15 protein-coding genes, 2 pseudogenes and 1 riboswitch are annotated in these 16,736 nt (G+C 33.5%); of the genes and pseudogenes, 9 read left to right on the top strand and 8 right to left on the bottom strand.

Annotated elements, in window-relative coordinates; genetic code table 11:
* Positions 1-65: 65 nt before the first annotated feature.
* The 3 genes from thiC to A3SG_RS0103300 form a co-directional block, all read right to left on the bottom strand.
* Complete coding sequence (gene thiC, locus A3SG_RS0103310) at positions 66-1,889, bottom strand: phosphomethylpyrimidine synthase ThiC (protein ID WP_016988584.1); 1,824 nt, start codon at positions 1,887-1,889, stop codon at positions 66-68.
* 279 nt (positions 1,890-2,168) lie between these two features.
* Positions 2,169-2,375, bottom strand: a complete 207-nt coding sequence (gene thiS / locus A3SG_RS0103305) for a sulfur carrier protein ThiS (RefSeq protein ID WP_016988583.1) — start codon at positions 2,373-2,375, stop codon at positions 2,169-2,171.
* Between the two features lie 63 nt (positions 2,376-2,438).
* A riboswitch (TPP riboswitch) is annotated at positions 2,439-2,534 on the bottom strand.
* A 133-nt stretch (positions 2,535-2,667) separates the two neighbouring features.
* Positions 2,668-3,231, bottom strand: coding sequence for a DNA-3-methyladenine glycosylase I (locus A3SG_RS0103300; protein WP_016988582.1), 564 nt, complete (start codon positions 3,229-3,231; stop codon positions 2,668-2,670).
* Between the two features lie 482 nt (positions 3,232-3,713).
* On the opposite strand from A3SG_RS0103300, the gene A3SG_RS0103290 reads away from it, so the two are divergent.
* The 8 genes and pseudogenes from A3SG_RS0103290 to A3SG_RS0103255 all read left to right on the top strand — a co-directional run bounded on the left by A3SG_RS0103290 (position 3,714) and on the right by A3SG_RS0103255 (position 12,045).
* Positions 3,714-3,929: a hypothetical protein gene (locus A3SG_RS0103290; RefSeq protein WP_016988580.1), complete on the top strand. Its 216-nt coding sequence runs from the start codon at positions 3,714-3,716 to the stop codon at positions 3,927-3,929.
* A gap of 44 nt (positions 3,930-3,973) precedes the next feature.
* Positions 3,974-4,375, top strand: coding sequence for a hypothetical protein (locus A3SG_RS20655; protein WP_016988579.1), 402 nt, complete (start codon positions 3,974-3,976; stop codon positions 4,373-4,375).
* Positions 4,376-4,387: 12 nt separating this feature from the next.
* Positions 4,388-4,720, top strand: a pseudogene (locus A3SG_RS18990) (GLPGLI family protein); the annotation flags it as partial.
* Between the two features lies 1 nt (position 4,721).
* Positions 4,722-7,376, top strand: a complete 2,655-nt coding sequence (locus A3SG_RS0103275; RefSeq protein WP_016988577.1) for a TonB-dependent receptor — start codon at positions 4,722-4,724, stop codon at positions 7,374-7,376.
* Positions 7,377-7,786: 410 nt separating this feature from the next.
* Positions 7,787-7,972: a hypothetical protein gene (locus A3SG_RS0103270; RefSeq protein WP_016988576.1), complete on the top strand. Its 186-nt coding sequence runs from the start codon at positions 7,787-7,789 to the stop codon at positions 7,970-7,972.
* A gap of 58 nt (positions 7,973-8,030) precedes the next feature.
* Positions 8,031-8,801: a GLPGLI family protein gene (locus tag A3SG_RS0103265; RefSeq protein ID WP_198008495.1), complete on the top strand. Its 771-nt coding sequence runs from the start codon at positions 8,031-8,033 to the stop codon at positions 8,799-8,801.
* A gap of 1 nt (position 8,802) precedes the next feature.
* Positions 8,803-9,462 (top strand): hypothetical protein, encoded by a 660-nt coding sequence (locus A3SG_RS0103260; protein ID WP_016988574.1) that lies wholly within the window; start codon positions 8,803-8,805, stop codon positions 9,460-9,462.
* 9 nt (positions 9,463-9,471) lie between these two features.
* A complete protein-coding gene (locus A3SG_RS0103255) occupies positions 9,472-12,045 on the top strand; it encodes a carboxypeptidase-like regulatory domain-containing protein (protein ID WP_157485289.1) in 2,574 nt (857 codons plus the stop codon).
* Positions 12,046-12,109: 64 nt separating this feature from the next.
* On the opposite strand, the gene tsf is transcribed toward A3SG_RS0103255, so the two are convergent.
* The 4 genes from tsf to rplM form a co-directional block, all read right to left on the bottom strand.
* Positions 12,110-12,934: a translation elongation factor Ts gene (gene tsf, locus A3SG_RS0103250; RefSeq protein ID WP_016988572.1), complete on the bottom strand. Its 825-nt coding sequence runs from the start codon at positions 12,932-12,934 to the stop codon at positions 12,110-12,112.
* Positions 12,935-13,072: 138 nt separating this feature from the next.
* Positions 13,073-13,906, bottom strand: coding sequence for a 30S ribosomal protein S2 (gene rpsB / locus A3SG_RS0103240; RefSeq protein ID WP_016988570.1), 834 nt, complete (start codon positions 13,904-13,906; stop codon positions 13,073-13,075).
* 171 nt (positions 13,907-14,077) lie between these two features.
* Positions 14,078-14,464 (bottom strand): 30S ribosomal protein S9, encoded by a 387-nt coding sequence (gene rpsI, locus A3SG_RS0103235; protein WP_016988569.1) that lies wholly within the window; start codon positions 14,462-14,464, stop codon positions 14,078-14,080.
* Positions 14,464-14,919, bottom strand: a complete 456-nt coding sequence (gene rplM, locus A3SG_RS0103230) for a 50S ribosomal protein L13 (protein WP_016988568.1) — start codon at positions 14,917-14,919, stop codon at positions 14,464-14,466. The genes rpsI and rplM overlap by 1 nt, the downstream gene beginning before the upstream one ends.
* A 347-nt stretch (positions 14,920-15,266) precedes the next feature.
* Here rplM and A3SG_RS0103225 point away from each other — a divergent pair, with 347 nt between their 5' ends.
* The gene (locus A3SG_RS0103225; protein WP_016988567.1) at positions 15,267-16,292 is read left to right on the top strand and encodes a LacI family DNA-binding transcriptional regulator; all 1,026 of its coding nucleotides are present in this window, start codon (positions 15,267-15,269) and stop codon (positions 16,290-16,292) included.
* Positions 16,293-16,394: 102 nt separating this feature from the next.
* Here A3SG_RS0103225 and A3SG_RS0103220 read toward each other — a convergent pair.
* A pseudogene (locus A3SG_RS0103220) lies at positions 16,395-16,571 on the bottom strand (DNA polymerase); the annotation flags it as partial.
* Positions 16,572-16,736: the final 165 nt, after the last annotated feature.

Genomic DNA, 16,736 nt, shown 5'->3' with positions numbered 1-16,736 from the left:
GATCTGATATCATTGACTGCAACGATGCACCAAATCTGTTTTCTAAAATCAATAGTCTCTTCTTTCTAGCTGTAAATCTCTTTGCCGCCTTCTATAAATTCTTCTGACTTCTCTTTCATCCCTTTTTCTGCTTCGGCAACATCACGAATTTCTTGTGATATTTTCATAGAGCAGAATTTAGGCCCACACATAGAACAAAAATGAGCCACTTTTGCCCCTTCAGCTGGAAGCGTTTCATCATGAAATTCTCTGGCAGTATCTGGATCCAGTGATAAATTAAATTGATCATTCCAACGGAATTCGAAGCGTGCTTTGCTTAAGGCATTGTCACGGTATTGGGAACCAGGATGTCCTTTGGCTAAATCCGCAGCGTGCGCCGCAATTTTATAGGTAATCACCCCGTCTTTTACATCCTTCTTATTAGGTAGCCCAAGGTGTTCTTTTGGCGTAACATAGCACAACATAGCACATCCGTACCAACCAATCATTGCGGCTCCGATGGCAGAGGTAATGTGGTCGTAACCCGGAGCGATATCTGTAGTTAAGGGGCCAAGTGTGTAAAATGGGGCCTCGTCACAGTATTCCAGTTGTTTTTCCATGTTTTCTTTGATCATGTGCATGGGAACGTGTCCTGGACCTTCAATAAAAACTTGAACATCATGGGCATAAGCTATTTTTGATAGTTCTCCAAGCGTTTCTAATTCGGCAAATTGAGCTGCGTCATTGGCATCGGCAATCGATCCTGGACGTAGACCGTCTCCAAGAGAAAAGGCGACATCGTATTGTTTTAGTATTTCGCAAATATCTTCAAAATGGGTATAAAGGAAGTTCTCTTTGTGATGAAATAAACACCACTTTGCCATGATAGATCCGCCACGAGAAACAATTCCGGTGACGCGTTCTGCGGTCAAATGAATATAACGCAACAACACACCTGCGTGAATAGTAAAATAAGAAACCCCTTGTTCTGCTTGTTCGATTAAGGTGTCCCGGAAGATCTCCCAAGTTAAATCCTCTGCAATTCCGTTTACTTTTTCTAAAGCTTGATAAATAGGTACGGTTCCTATGGGTACGGGAGAATTGCGGATAATCCATTCTCGAGTTTCATGAATATTTTTTCCTGTAGATAAGTCCATAATCGTATCTGCGCCCCAGCGGCAAGCCCAAACTGATTTTTCTACTTCTTCTTCGATGGTTGAGGTAACGGCACTGTTCCCAATATTAGCATTAATTTTCACTAAGAAATTACGTCCCACAATCATGGGTTCGCTTTCGGGGTGGTTGATATTGTTTGGAATGATGGCGCGGCCTCTGGCGATTTCACTTCTTACAAATTCCGGGCTAATGTAGCTTTTAGGAGTATTAGCACCAAAATTATTGCCTGGGTGTTGGCATTGCATGGCTTTGGTTTGTTCTTGCAATAATTCAATACGTTGGTTTTCACGAATGGCAATGTATTCCATTTCAGGAGTGATAAGTCCTTGCTTTGCATAATACAACTGGGAAACATTAGCTCCTTTTTTGGCGCGCATGGGTTTGTGTAGGTACTCAAAACGCAATTCGTTTAGTTTAACATCATTCAAACGTTCTTTTCCATAGTCTGAAGATATTTCAGACAGTTCTTCTACGTCATTGCGATCAAGAATCCATTGTTCCCGTATCCGTGGCAAGCCTTTTCGGATATCGATTTCAATATTTGGATCTGTGAAGGGACCAGACGTGTCGTAAATGGTGATTGGCGGATTTTTTTCGATGCGACCATTGGACATTTTCGTATCGTCTTGGCTAATTTCGCGCATGGCTACTTTTATTGGGTGAATTTCCCCTGAGACATAAATCTTTGTTGAATTTGGAAATGGTGTTCTTGAGATTTTTTCTTCTTTGTTCATTTTGGTGTCTTTTACAGTTTCTTGTATTGTGGTTTTTGTTTATTGAATGCGGATTTGGACGGAATTATCTTCGTTGGTTGATAGGCACTGGAGTGCCTCTTTAGTGCTTTACGTGTTAGGGTTCTAGTTTTCTGCTAGGGATAGTAGTGGAAAGCCCGTAAAGCGAAAAACGTTCAAAAACAAGGCGTAGAAAAGCGACGGAAGGGAGCTTTTACTAAGACTATGTTTTTAAGTTTTTAGCTGCGGACTTGTAACGAATAGCCCGCTTGAGCAGCCTGATTATCCTCCTTGGGTTGCAGAGATGATGAGAATATCATCGGTATCGCTGAGGTAGTGCAAATCCCAATCTTTTTTTGGGACAATAGTATTGTTGATGGCTATGGCTATTCCGTTTTGTTTGAGGGGAATTTCCAAGTCAAGAAGCGTCTGAACAGTAAGGCTGTCAGATGTAAATTGTTTCGTTTGGTTGTTGATTTTAAGTTCCATTCCTTTTGAATTTAGTATATAGTTATACTTTAGGAATGGCTACAATGGTACATAAATGTACATGGAAGTCTTCTTACTTTTCCCTACGCTAGTATGAACTAGATCAGGTTCAGAGGGTAATTCTCAGCCTACATGTTGTAGACACCCCTAAAGTGTGAAACAAATGTAGGTTTTTTAGTTTTAGTATTCAGGTTTAAAACTTTTATATTTTAAACTAATGAGAAGCTGTTTGTTTTATTATTTGTTTACCATGTTGATAATTGAGCTAAGCTACTGCATATAATAGGGCTGCTTATGGGTTTCTTTTCCAACAATCAGTAAGATGATCGTTAACTATACCTGTTGCTTGCAAGTAGGCATAAATGACCGTCGAACCTACAAACTTAAAACTGCGCTTTTTTAAATCTTTACTGATGCTGTCAGAAAGTGGGGTGGTGGCGGGAACCTCTTTTAGTGTTTTTGGGCTGTTAATGATTGGTTTCCCATTAGTAAAATTCCAAATATATTTAGAGAAGCTGCCAAATTCTTCCTGAACTTTCATGAAGGCAATTGCATTTGAAATGGCAGAATGAATTTTAAGTCTATGACGAATGATTCCTGCGTTTTGAAGCAATTCCTGTACTTTTTCCTCAGAATATTGGGCTATAATTTTGTAATCAAACTGATCAAAGGCGGCTCTGAAGTTTTCTCTTTTGTTTAAGATAGTAATCCAGCTCAGTCCGGCTTGAAAAGTTTCCAAGATCAGGAATTCAAATAAAGTAGCGTCATCATACACGGGAGTTCCCCACTCTTGATCATGGTATTCTTTGTAAAGTTCACTTGATAAACACCAGTCACATCTTGTTTTAGTTTCCATTTTTCTGGGTTTGTTTGTTCAAATATAAAAGAAAAATCTCGTTTCAAATTGCTTTGAAACGGGATTTACTATCAAGTTTAGAATAATTTATCCTAAAAACAACTCTTTTGAAACCGGTAACGATACCCTCTTTATCTAAAGATTTTACGTAGTTAGCCACGCTCAATTTATTGTCTTTAATATAATTTTGGTTTGCCAAAGTGTTATTTCACAAAGGATTAAAAGAATCCTTGTTGTTGCTGCGATGTTAGTTATTTTTCATGTTTTCATTTAATTTTGTAGTAAAATTATTATGTAGTTTCGTTTTTTTTCCATTTGTACTCGTACGTCCTAAAACACTTGTTAAATAGTTTAGCAAGTTATAACCAAATTATTTTTAAGTTATAAAAAAATTCTTATTAAGTGCAACTTTAGTAGTTGCTTTTTCTTTAACTTCGTTTGCATCGGGAAGTAACACAGAAAATGTTTTATCTACTTCAACAATGGTTAATTCTGCTATTGTAGATCATGTAAACTATTCAAAGTTTAATTCTATTGTTTTTGATGGTGCATGTACAGTTTATGTAACACAATATAATAGCGAAGGAATAGCGACAGGGACTAGAATTCACACTCTTACAGCAACTAGTCAAGAAGACTGTGAGAAGACAGCTAAGTCAATACAAACACTTTATGAAATAGGTGCTTTAACAACGTAAAATAATAGGGTGGTTGCAATACCACCCTTTATTACTATTAAAATATGAGAAATCTATCTTTTGTTCTTTTTGTACTTATAAGTAGTACTATTTATTCGCAAAGCGATAATCAAACTTTTGCAAAGGTGCTGTATAATGTTTACTTTAATGTGGAAATACCAAATACTAGGAAAGCCATTTTAGAAATCAACTTAATTGACAACACCTCTGTTTTTGTAACTCTTACAGGAGATTTGCAGGCAGGATCTACGGTCAAAGACAACACAATAAGTTTAGTTGAAAAAGGAAGCGATCGTTATGTGAAAACCTTAAGTGATAAAAGAGCGTTTTTAGTAACAGAAAAGTTTAAAAATCAAGACTATTTACTTCATGACACTATTCCAGAATTGCTATGGGACATTAGCCACGAAGAAGTGAAGAAAATAGGGGAGTCTACTTGTAATTAAGCTACCGCTACTTTTAGAGGCAGGAATTTTATTGCTTGGTATGATGTTACTATTCCATTGAATTACGGACCATGGAAATTTAATAACTTGCCTGGTTTAATTCTAGAAATTTACGATGAAACTAAAAGGTTTAATTGGCAAGCAACTGCTATACTTTATAGTGATAAGTCCGAAGTTGTATTTCCTGTAACTAGTAATGCTAAAATAATAGTAATCAAGGATTATGCGAATTTGCGTTACAAGCAAATGGAATCCTCTGTAATGTCACAATTGCCGAGAGGTGTTGAGACGAAGACAATAAACCCTAGTAGAAATGGTATTGAGATAAAATTTGAATGGGAATAACATGAATAATTTTTTTTGTCTCTTCATTTCTTTTTTTTTCTCGCTATTTATTTTTGGCCAAAAAACAGTATCAGGTAAAATTACAAATCTTGCTAATGAGGCGGTTATTGCGACAGTCTTACTGAAAGAATCTTCAAGAACAATCTCTTTCACTATTTCCAATAATACAGGTAATTATGTATTGAAAATTAATAAAACGGGGGATTTCCAAATAGTAATCAATGCGCTAAATTACGAGCCTCAAGTTTTTGATATTCAAATTTCTTCTGAAGACACGAATATCGAAAAACATATACAGCTTCTTCCAAACCCTGTTTCTTTAAAAGAAATTGTGATTAAAACACTGCGACCTATAACTGTAGAAGAGGATAAAATCATTTTTGATGCTAGTTCTTTTGCTCAAGGAAATGAGCAAGTAGTAGAAGATTTATTAAAAAAAATACCTGGTGTAAATGTTGGTGCTGATGGAAGTATTAGAGTTGGCAATCAAGAGGTAGAGAAGGTAATGATTGATGGCGAAGATATGTTTGAAAAAGGATATAAAATCCTAACCAAAAACATGCCTGTTAATCCTATTGATAAAATAGAATTGTTAAAACGGTATTCCAACAACAAACACTTAAAAGGAATTGAAAATAGTAATAAAGTAGCGTTGAATCTCAGTTTAAAAGAAGATTTTAAGCGACAATGGTTTGGAAATGCTGTTGGAGGCTATGGTTTAATTTCAGAAAACAGATATGATTTTAGAGCTAATTTAATGAATTTTGGTAAAAAAAATAAGTATTATTTTGTAACAAATCTCAACAATTTAGGTGTTGATGCGGTTGGAGATGTTAATATGTTGGTGAGACCTTTCCGGTTTGATGAGCCTGGTAGTATTGGGGACAACCAGAGTGCGAATAGGTTATTAGGTATGGTTGCTGGCTTGCCTAACTTGAAACAAAAGAGAGTCAATTTTAACAATGCGGAGATGCTATCACTGAATAGTATTTTTACACTTTCAGATAAAGTCAAAGTAAAAGCATTGGGATTTTTGAATACGGATGAAAATGATTTTTTTAGAAATAGTTTTGAATCTTTCGCAGCAGGAACGACTAGTTTTCAAAACACAGAAGACTTTGTAGGAAGAAAAACTAAAATCACTGGATTTGGAAAACTAGATTTGACCTACGATATTACTAAAAACCAAACACTCGAATACACAGGGAAGTTTAATACAACCAACGAAAAAAATAGCAGTGATTTAGTATTTAATGCTGATTTACTCAATGAGCGCCTCAATACAAATAACCAACTCTTTGATCAAAAAATAGTGTTTACGAATAAGTATAAAGACAAAAAAGTTTTTCTGCTGTCGGGTAGGTACATCAACGAGAAAACACCTCAAAATTATTCGGCTAATCAGTTTCTTTTTCAAGATTTATTTGTAGCGAATGCAAAAAATACAAAGCAATTTTCGGAGAATAGTATGCAGTTCGCCGGTATAGAAGGTCATTTGTTAGACAAAAAGGAAAATGGAGATTTACTAGAATTAAAGGGAGGTGGTCAGTTTCGATTAGACCATTTAAATACTCGTTTTAAATTAGGTGATGACCAAACTAATTTATCGGTTCCTGATGGCTATCAAAATAATTTAACGTTCGGAACTACGGATTTGTATGCCTCTATCAAGTACCGTTTTAAAATCAATAATTTCACACTTCTTACTCAATCCGATTTTCATCAATTATTCAATCGCTTAGAAAATTTTGACGTTAGCAGAAACGAAAGTCCGTTTTTTATCATTCCAAAAATAGGTTTAGACTGGAAGATAAATGAAAAGAATAAGATCATGACAAGCTACTCCCACAACACTACTAACGCGGGTGTTTTGGATGTATATTCGGGCTTTGTGCAAACAGGTTTTCGCTCACTTTCAAAAGGACTGGACGATTTTAATCAATTAAATTCCTCTTCTGCAATTTTAAATTACAGTTATGGTAGTTGGGGCGACAAGTTTTTTGCTAATTCATTTTTGTTGTATTCTAAAAACAATGATTTTTACAGTACCAATAGTACCATATCTCAAAATTATTCACAGTCCGAAAAAATCATTATCAAGGATAGAGAATTTGTCTCCTTGTCCTCCAGTATTGATAGGTACTTTAAACTGATTCAATCCAATTTAAAAGTCAATTTGGGGGCAAGCAAAACTAATTTTAAGAATATAGTTAATAATTCTAATCTAAGAGAAGTAAAAAACTTTAATGCTGATTATGGTTTGGAGTTGCGCTCAGGCTTTAGAGGTTTTTTTAATTATCATATTGGTTCTAAATGGAATTATAATCAAGTAAAAACTACTATTACCAATGATTTTACAGACAATATGAGTTTTTTAGATTTGTCAATGCAGTTGAATGATAATTTCAACCTGCAAGTACAAGGAGAGCGATACTTTTTTGGGAATTTAAATAAGGATAGCAATAAATATTATTTTTTAGATATCGAAGCTCGTTATGTGTTGAAACCAAATAAGCTCACTTTTTTCCTTTCTGGAAATAATCTTTTAAATACCCAAACTTTCAAAAACTATAGTGTTTCGGATATCAGTATTTCACAAACAGAGTATAAATTAGTACCTAGGTATGTGTTGCTTAAAATGGAGTATCGATTTTAGGATTGCTAATTTAATAGTAGAACTGTTATTCTTATATTAATTAAAAACTCCCTTTCAAATTGCCTTGAAAGGGAGTTTTATATTTTAAATCAAACTTTAATATTATCTTAAAAACAACTCTTTTGAAACCGGTAACGATACCCTCTTTATCTAAAGATTTTAGATGTTCTATTTATTTTACCTCGATCTGATTTAAGAGATTATTGTTTTCCTGTAATTATAATAAGTAAACGCTATTATTTGTGTAGTGTACTTTTTTTAAAGGTTTAAGAACCCTTGTTTTTACTAGGGTGTAAGTTAATTACTTTGTTTTTATTTAATTTTGTAGTAAAATTATTAGTTTATATCGTTTTTTTTTAACTTCGTTTGGTGACGAGAAAGAAGTTAATAGTGAGTTAATCGACTTTGAAATGTCAACTGATTTAAGTAGTCCATTTAATGCAGAGGTTATAGTTGATCAAAATTTAGACGGATGTGAAACCAGTACTATTCGTTGGACATCCGCAGAAAGTGATGGTGAAGGTGGGATGATATTAACTTTTCACAAAGCCACTTTAGTGACTTGCGATGATGGTTTTGCGGCTATAGTTCCTTAAAATGTTTAAAATTATTTATCAAGGAGTGGTTTACCACTCCTTACTAAAAAATCTAGCCATGAAATTTTATTTAGTATTTATCTGTTTGCCTTTGTTCAGTATTTCGTTTGCCCAAAAAAGCATTAAAGTTACTTACGAACAAAAAATAATATACAGTGACACTTTCTTTAATCAACTTCCCGAAAGTGACAGGGAAGAATTTAGAACGATTTTAAGTGCTCCTACTTATTTTGAACTTACTAATAATGGCGATGGTTCGTTGTTTAAAAGTGTAAATCTGAAAAAAGAAGTAATTGCATCAAAAGAGATGAATACAGCAACATCTAGAAACATGGGTACTATATTTAAACCTTTTAAAGTTAGGGTTTTGAAAGATTTTATAAATCAAGTGATTATTAAAAGTGCTGAAGTAGAAGATAAAGAATATTATCTTGAAGAACCTTTTAGTAAAGAAGAACTACACTTTGATGAAAAGATTAAAACCATTGATAGCTATACTTGTAAATCAGCTTATACCTTGACTGCCGCAAATGATACCATTCAGTATTGGTACACGCAGGAGATCCCTGTTATCGATGGTCCTTTTAATATGCAAGAAATTCCAGGGCTAATTTTGAGTGTCGAATCTAAAAAGAAAGTCATCTATGCTACCAAAATTGAGTTTTTTGATAAAAAGTTACAGTTAGAAACAGTTCCGGTAAATGCTTCTTTTATTACTGATAAAGAGTTGAATAAGATGAAATTAGAAGCGCTAAAACCTACATCTTATACAGATGAATCTGGAATGAAACACGAGACCTATTCCATACACATTAAAGCAGATAAATAAAATGGAAGTAAAAGTAAAAAAGGGTCTATTAGTTATACTGATTAGTTTGGGCTTTTTCCAGATTAATGCGCAAAAAGCTATTGCAATTTTATACGAAACGCATACTAATCTTAAAGAAGACGCATTGAAAGGCCTTCCAGCTTATATAAGAGCAAGTGCACTTAAACAACTTCAAAGTATTAAAGGGGAATCGTTTATGACCATTCAAGGTGATAAAGTTTATTTTGAAATTAAACCTCAGGAAAAAGAAGAAACGAACAAAGGGATAATTGATGCAAATGGAACTGAAGGGAAAGTTTTTTTTGCAAAGAATTTGTCTGTATCAAGACAATACCGTTCAGTAAAATTGATTAAGGATTATAAAACAAATACCTACATAGAAAAAACGAACAATAACCTACAGACTGAAAAATTACCAATAGTAGAATGGATTTTCACCAATAAGAAAAAAGTAATAATAGGTTATACATGTTATGAAGCGATAGGTCAATTTAATGATCTGCAGTTGGTCGTGTATTTTACCAAAGAACTGAAAGTAATTGCAAGCCCTAATAAGCTTCCTTTTGTAAATGGTGTCGTTTTAGAATATAATTATGGACATACGTATGGTAAAGCTGTAAAAGTGAAAATGAACCAAGCTTTGATTGCTAATTTTTTATAAAATGTGAATTTGAAATATTTATTTTTTCTTTTCTTCCCAGTTATACTCTTTTCACAAAATACGATAAGTATTAAGATTTCCGACGAAAACAAATTCGCTGTTTCTAGAGCGATTGTAATAGTAAGTAAAGAGGATAATCAAATTGTTTTTGGGACAACTGATAGCGAGGGTGTTTTTGATAAGGAGCTACCTTCTGGCACCTATGTCTTCAATATTAAGAAGCTTGGTTATACCTCTATTATGAAAGTCGTGCTAGTTAAAGAAAGTGTAACCCTAAGTTTTGTAATGCTGCCTGAAATGAATCAGCTTCAAAATGTAGTGATTACAAGTAGGCCTAAAATAATGCGGATTAAGGGAGATACTATTTCCTATAATTTAAAAGCAATTGTTGATGGAACCGAAAACAAAATTGAGGATGTTATAAAAAAACTTCCAGGACTTGAGGTAGATTTAGATGGTAAAGTACTGTACAAAGGCCAACAAATTAATAATGTACTTATCGATGGGAATGAGTTCTTCGGGAATAAACATCAGATGGCAACCCAGAACATCAATGCCGAAATGATAGAAGGGATTGACTTATTGACAAATTATTCTGGTTTTGCATTAGCCGATGGCGCGTATAAGGGCATTGCTTTGAATCTTCATACGAAAGACAACTATAAAAATAAGTGGGTTTCTGATGTTGAAATTGGTTATGGAATCAATAATGCCCTTCGTTTTCACTCTAATTCTTTTAAATTTTTTAAAAAGGGTAATCTGGCTATCTTATCGGATTACAATACAATAGGAAAGACTCCGATATCGCTAGAGGATTACAGGGAAATGAGAGTAGCTTCTAACATTGATAATGAGGGTAGTGAGTCTAAAGAGCTTGAGGTTCCTTCTTTCCTTAATCCAAACAGTCTTAATAAAGAAAAGAAAAACAGCTTTATCGGACTCACTTATACCAGTTTGATTTCTCCACGTGCAAAAATAACCTTTTCTCCTATTTTTAATAAGACGAATTTAATGGAAGAGAATAACAAAACACAAACTAATATAGGAGATAGCGATAATCAAATTTCATTTTTTGAAGACAAAAAAGGTTCTTATTCCTTAAATAATTCCGCCTTTAAATGGGAATTCAATAAATCTAAAACTACTTTTTTATCCTATGTTGCTGGCTTAACTCCAAATTCAGATGAAGACAATCAGGAACTATTAAGGAATGTCAATCAAATTAATTATATCAAAAGCAATACTAATTTAAGCTTTGCGCAAGTTTTTAAATTGAAAACCTTGTTGTTAAAAACGATTGACTATAAGATATTAGTAAAGCAAAGCTCAGATTTAAGCGAGCAGTCTTTAGATTTGTTTTCACAAGAGAAGCTATTTGATTCTGGTTTTGAGGTGCTTAATCAAAAGAGTAAAAACCAAGACAGAAGTTTTGGCTTTTATAACTTGTTTTCGCTGTCAAAAAAATCGAATACCTTTACTTTAAAATTAAATTTGTTGACTCATAATACTGCAATAGAGAACACTATTTTTCAAAATTCTTCTTATAATTCCGTTTTTAATTTAAAGAATCAGTCGGTAGAGTCTAAGTTATCCTGGTTTAAAAACTGGACTTCCAATTTCCAGTCACTTATTGGATTAAATAGTACGAAAGTCAACAGTACATTTCAAGAATCACAAAATACGTTTTCACGATACGAGTCGAATTTGAGTTTGATATATAATTTTTCTGGATTCAATAAACTCACTTTTAATTACGCTTTAGAACATCAATTACCAACCGTGTTACAGATCCAAGACGCTAGTATGATTTTTGATTTTCAAACTATATTCAGAACTAGTTTAGTAGATTTCTCTAAAATAATACCCAAGAATAATTATTCGCTACAATATTTTAGTATTAATACTAAGACTAATAGTGTTCTTTTTTCAATGCTTTCGTACAGCAACGAACAGAATTCTATTTCAAATAATATAAACTATGCCTCTGATTATATAGAAAGCCAGCTATTCAATTCGGAGGGGAGTAAGTCTTTAAGAGCGGTGCTAGCTTATGATTTGAAATTTAAACGGCTACCTTTGTCTATTAAAACCACTTTGTTTTATTTAAATGGAAGTGGTTCTTCTCAATTCAGTGGCATTAATTATGACTTTTCATCAAACAACTTTACCAGTAAGATTAAAGTGATTTCTAATTTCAAAAATTCAGATATTCAGTTTGGTTTTGATTATAATTATAGTCAGAGAAGGATAGAGCAACAACGGAATGATTTTAGTAATGTTACGATAAATCATCAGCTTGGTTTTTCGTTGCGCGGTAAAAACAAGAACAAATTAAAATGGGATCTTGGTTTTGTTGTAGATAAGCAAGATTCTGGTTTTAACACTAATACTATGTTTTTTCTTAATTCGAATGTAGAGTACGTAGTTGCTAAAGATTTAAAACTAATATTCAAAGGTAGTAATATGTTGAATCTAAATAATAATCGGCTTATAGCGACTTCCTATACTCAAGGGTTTTTTACTGAATCTAGGGTGTCAATTATGCCAGGTTATCTTATGCTAGGAGTTAATTATTCATTGTAGTATTAATTGAAAAATCCCATTTTGTTATAAACAAAATGGGATTTAATATAAAGTTTAGAATAGATTATCCTAAAGCAGCTCTTTTGAAACCGGTTACAATAAGATCTTTATCTAAAGATTTCACGTAGTTGGCCACGCTCAATTTACTGTCTTTAATATAATCTTGGTTTACCAAGGTATTGTCTTTAAAGAAACGAGCTAGTTTGCCTTTAGCGATATTGTCTAACATTGCTTCTGGCTTTCCTTCTTGACGCAATAGATCTTTTGCGATTTCGATTTCTTTCTCGATAGTTACAGCATCAACTCCAGATTCGTCTAGAGCAATCGGAGACATAGCTGCGGCTTGCATAGATACGTTTCTAGCTACTTCTTCAGCACCTTCAATATTTTTAGATAATGCAACTAAAGTAGCAATCTTGTTTCCAGAGTGGATATAAGATCCTACAAAAGCACCTTCTAATTTGTCGAAAGTTCTGATTTCTAATTTTTCTCCGATAACTCCTGTTTGCTCGATCAATTTATCGGCAATAGTGATTCCGTTGAAATCTGAAGCTAAAAATGCTTCTTTACTATCAAAGTGCAATGCTTGATTAGCCATTTCAGTAGCCATCTTCACAAAGCTTTCATTCATACCTACAAAGTCTGTCTCACAGTTTAATGTGATAACTACACCAGCAGTTTTATCAGCGTTTACAACAGCAATTGCAGCGCCTTCAGTAGATTCTCTATCTGAACGGTTTGCAGCTACTTTTTGTCCTTTTTTACGTAGGTTTTCAATCGCTAAATCGAAATCACCATCAGCTTCCACTAATGCTTTTTTACAATCCATCATTCCAGCACCTGTAGCTGTTCTTAATTTATTTACGTCTGCAGCGGTTATTGTTGCCATGTTGTGTTTGTTTATAAGGTTAAAAGTAAAAATTCCAATTCCTAAATTCCAAATCCCAATTGTAATAAATTATCAACTTATTGTTTCTAATTTTATTGCGGGAATTTGGAATTTAAAATTTGGAATTTAAATATTGTTTTATTCTTCAGTTGCTGGAGCCACTGTATCGGCAGTCGGAGCTGCTGTTTCAGTTACTGCTGGGGCTGCTGTTTCAGTTGCTACTGGAGCTACTTTTTCAGCTGCCGGAGCTGCTTTTTCAGTTGCATCAGTTTCTTTATCAGAACCTCTATCAGAAAGTCCTTCAACTATTGCAGCTGTTACTAAAGTTAAAATTTTATCGATTGATTTAGAAGCATCATCATTTGATGGAATTACAAACTCTACTTCACGAGGATCAGAGTTAGTATCAACCATTGCAAAAACTGGAATGTTTAATTTTTGAGCTTCTTTTATTGCGATGTGTTCAGCCTTGATATCCACTACAAATAATGCAGCTGGTAATCTTGACATATCAGAAATTGAACCTAAATTTTTCTCTAATTTAGCACGCTGACGATCAACTTGTAAACGCTCTTTTTTAGAAAGGGTCATGAATGTACCATCTTTCTTCATTTTATCAATAGTAGCCATTTTTTTAACGGCTTTACGGATAGTCACGAAGTTAGTTAGCATTCCACCAGGCCATCTTTCAGTAATGTAAGGCATGTTTGCAGCTTTTGCTTTTTCAGCAACGATGTCTTTTGCTTGCTTTTTGGTAGCTACGAATAGTATTTTTCTACCTGATGCAGCGATTTTTTTCAAGGCTTCATTAGCCTCTTCAATTTTTGCTGCAGTTTTATATAGATTGATAATGTGAATACCATTACGTTCCATATAAATGTAAGGAGCCATATTTGGATCCCATTTTCTAGTCATGTGACCGAAGTGGACACCTGCTTCTAGTAATTCTTTTACTTCTACTTTGTTTGACATTTTTTGTACTAGTTTACGTTCTGTTGATTAGCAATGTATAAATGGCGATTGCTCGGCTAAATACATTTAGATGCTAAACTAATTCCTACCTCGGTAGGCAACAACAACATTGTTTTAAATTCAATAATAAACTCAATAAGTCTTGAATAAATGTATTCAAGACAGGCAATATTAACGTTTCGAGAATTGAAATTTCTTACGAGCTTTCTTCTGACCGAATTTCTTACGTTCAACCATTCTTGGATCTCTTGTCAATAAACCTTCTGGTTTCAAGATTAGTCTGTATTCAGGATTTACTTCACACATAACGCGTGCTAGTGCCATTCTTACAGCTTCTGCTTGTCCAGTTGAACCACCTCCGTAAACATTTACTTTTACATCAAAGTTAGTTGCATTCTCTGTCATAGACATTGGTTGCATTACTTTGTACTGTAAAGTAGCCGTTGGGAAGTAAGTTGCGAATTCTTTTTTGTTTACAGTGATTACTCCTGTTCCTTCCGAAACATAAACACGTGCAACAGCGGTTTTTCTTCTACCGATTTTGTGAATAACTCCCATTACTTAAGATCGTTTAGGTTAACTGTTTTCGGTTTTTGTGCACCTTGTTTGTGCTCTGAACCTACAACAACATTTAAATTTCTAAAAAGTTCAGCACCAATTTTGTTCTTTGGTAACATTCCTTTTACAGCTTTTTCTACTAGTAATGCAGGGTTTTTTGATTGCAATACTTTAGCAGTTAAAGTTCTTTGCCCTCCTGGGTAACCTGTGTGACGCATGTAGATTTTCTCGTCCATTTTGTTACCTGTAAGGTTGATTTTCTCTGAGTTGATAACGATTACGTTATCCCCACAGTCAACGTGCGGTGTGTAACTTGGTTTGTACTTACCTCTAAGAATCATTGCGACCTTTGATGCAAGACGACCTAAGTTATGCCCATCAGCATCTACAACAATCCACTCCTTTGTAACGGTGGCTTTGCTTGCTGATTTTGTTTTGTAGCTTAATGCGTCCATAATATTATTTTAATTAAACATTCCATCCCCATTAAAGGGGATGCAAAAGTACAATTAATTATTTTAAATACAAATAGCTTAAAAGAATAATTTTATCTCGCCTTATCCCTGATTATCAAATGGATATTTGATGTGCCTCGGATTAGTTATCTTTTACAATTATACAATATGGCGACTTTCTATTTTTATATTACTTTTGTTATCGAAATAAAATTTTTATATTGCGAAATAGCAATAAAAAGCCATTAGCGTAAAAATAGCTATTTGCAATCAAAGAAAACCATATATTTAGTATAGTAAGATGGATTTCTAATAAATTGCTAATAAAGTCAACACATACCTTAATTATGAAAGTCAAAGCAACTCTTAAACAAATAGCAAAAGAACTTAACGTTTCTGTTTCTACAGTTTCAAAAGCACTTAATGATAGTCCTGAAATTAGTGATCAGACAAAAATTAAAATTAAGGAATATGCAAAGCTTAAAAATTATAAACCCAATGTGATTGGTTTAAATCTTAAAAACCGAAAAACAAAAACAATAGGGGTTATTATTCCCAATATTCTTAATTCCTTTTTTGCCAAAGTGTTTAGCGGTATCGAAAAAGTAGCAGATGAAAAAGGATATAACGTTATTATGTGTATTTCTAATGAATCCATGGACAAGGAAGCGCATACCCTAGAAATGTTGAGTAATGGTACGATAGACGGATTTATTTTATCAGTGTCTGAAGAAGCGCAAAAACTGCATGAATACAATCACTTTTCGGCAATTATCAATGATGGCACTCCTATAGTTATGTTTGATAGAACTGCGGATGGTATTGAATGTGACAAAGTGATTGTTGACGACTTTGATTCTGCTTTAAATTCTACGCAGCGATTAATTGATTTGGGATGCAAAAATATTGCCTTGTTGTCTTCTGTAGATAATTTGAGTGTTGGAAAATTAAGAGCTGAGGGATATTTGAAAGCGTTAAAGAATAATAATATTCCAATTAATGAAAATATAATTCTTCGTACGGATTCAGAAGAAGATTTGAAAAGTAAAATTGATGCTGTTTTTGATAATAATGCCATTGATGGTGTTTTTGCCTTAGAAGAGAATGACTCTGTCGCAGCTTTAAAAATGGGCTTAAAGAAAGGATATAAAATTCCTGAGGAACTTTCTATAATAGGTTTTGCAGATGGTATTCTTGCTTCAAGAAGATTGACACCAAGTTTAACCACCATAAGTCAACACGGAGTCGAAATTGGCGAAGTAGCTGCTAAGTTACTTATTGACAGATTAGAATCTAAAGAAGAAAATATTCCTTATGAAACAGTTGTTATTAAAACTAAACTGAAAGAGAGAGAGTCTACTAGAAAAGGGTAGTTATAAGTAAGGATATTTAAAACATAAAAAAATCCATTTGCAATTTTAATCTGCAGATGGATTTTTTATTTTCACGAATCTTTAGTTATAATTTTTAATTGACTAATGCGCTTCCAGCCAATCTTTACCCATACCCAGCTCAACGGTTAAAGGTACATCAAGTTTAAAGGCGTTTTCCATTTCGTGTTTGATCATCGGTTGAATTTTTTCTAATTCACTATTGTGTACGTCAAATATTAGTTCATCATGAGCCTGAAGTAGTATTTTTGATTTTCCGTTAACTACTCTTTTCACTTGTTAAAATATTGTTAAAATAATTGATTTGTAAGTTAAATCGTTTTTTTTTTTGTTAAATTTGAAATGATCAGTAGCTGTTACTCAGTTAGTCAACCTTATATTGAACAAACATTAGCTTTAAAATAGTCGCGAATATTAAAAGCTAAC

This window comes from Flavobacterium sp. ACAM 123 (genome assembly GCF_000264055.1).
Classification (GTDB): Bacteria; Bacteroidota; Bacteroidia; order Flavobacteriales; family Flavobacteriaceae; genus Flavobacterium.
This window is presented reverse-complemented; position numbering and strand designations above follow the sequence as displayed.

Bases quoted from the DNA above. Each gene is read 5' to 3' on its own strand.
- A3SG_RS0103225 (WP_016988567.1), top strand. From the start codon at position 15,267: ATGAAAGTCAAAGCAACTCTTAAACAAATAGCAAAAGAACTTAACGTT.
- rplM (WP_016988568.1), bottom strand. From the start codon at position 14,919: ATGGACGCATTAAGCTACAAAACAAAATCAGCAAGCAAAGCCACCGTT.
- rpsI (WP_016988569.1), bottom strand. From the start codon at position 14,464: ATGGGAGTTATTCACAAAATCGGTAGAAGAAAAACCGCTGTTGCACGT.
- A3SG_RS0103265 (WP_198008495.1), top strand. From the start codon at position 8,031: ATGAAATTTTATTTAGTATTTATCTGTTTGCCTTTGTTCAGTATTTCG.
- A3SG_RS0103270 (WP_016988576.1), top strand. From the start codon at position 7,787: ATGTCAACTGATTTAAGTAGTCCATTTAATGCAGAGGTTATAGTTGAT.
- A3SG_RS0103300 (WP_016988582.1), bottom strand. From the start codon at position 3,231: ATGGAAACTAAAACAAGATGTGACTGGTGTTTATCAAGTGAACTTTAC.
- thiS (WP_016988583.1), bottom strand. From the start codon at position 2,375: ATGGAACTTAAAATCAACAACCAAACGAAACAATTTACATCTGACAGC.
- tsf (WP_016988572.1), bottom strand. From the start codon at position 12,934: ATGGCAACAATAACCGCTGCAGACGTAAATAAATTAAGAACAGCTACA.
- rpsB (WP_016988570.1), bottom strand. From the start codon at position 13,906: ATGTCAAACAAAGTAGAAGTAAAAGAATTACTAGAAGCAGGTGTCCAC.
- A3SG_RS0103290 (WP_016988580.1), top strand. From the start codon at position 3,714: ATGGTTAATTCTGCTATTGTAGATCATGTAAACTATTCAAAGTTTAAT.
- thiC (WP_016988584.1), bottom strand. From the start codon at position 1,889: ATGAACAAAGAAGAAAAAATCTCAAGAACACCATTTCCAAATTCAACA.
- A3SG_RS20655 (WP_016988579.1), top strand. From the start codon at position 3,974: ATGAGAAATCTATCTTTTGTTCTTTTTGTACTTATAAGTAGTACTATT.
- A3SG_RS0103260 (WP_016988574.1), top strand. From the start codon at position 8,803: ATGGAAGTAAAAGTAAAAAAGGGTCTATTAGTTATACTGATTAGTTTG.
- A3SG_RS0103275 (WP_016988577.1), top strand. From the start codon at position 4,722: ATGAATAATTTTTTTTGTCTCTTCATTTCTTTTTTTTTCTCGCTATTT.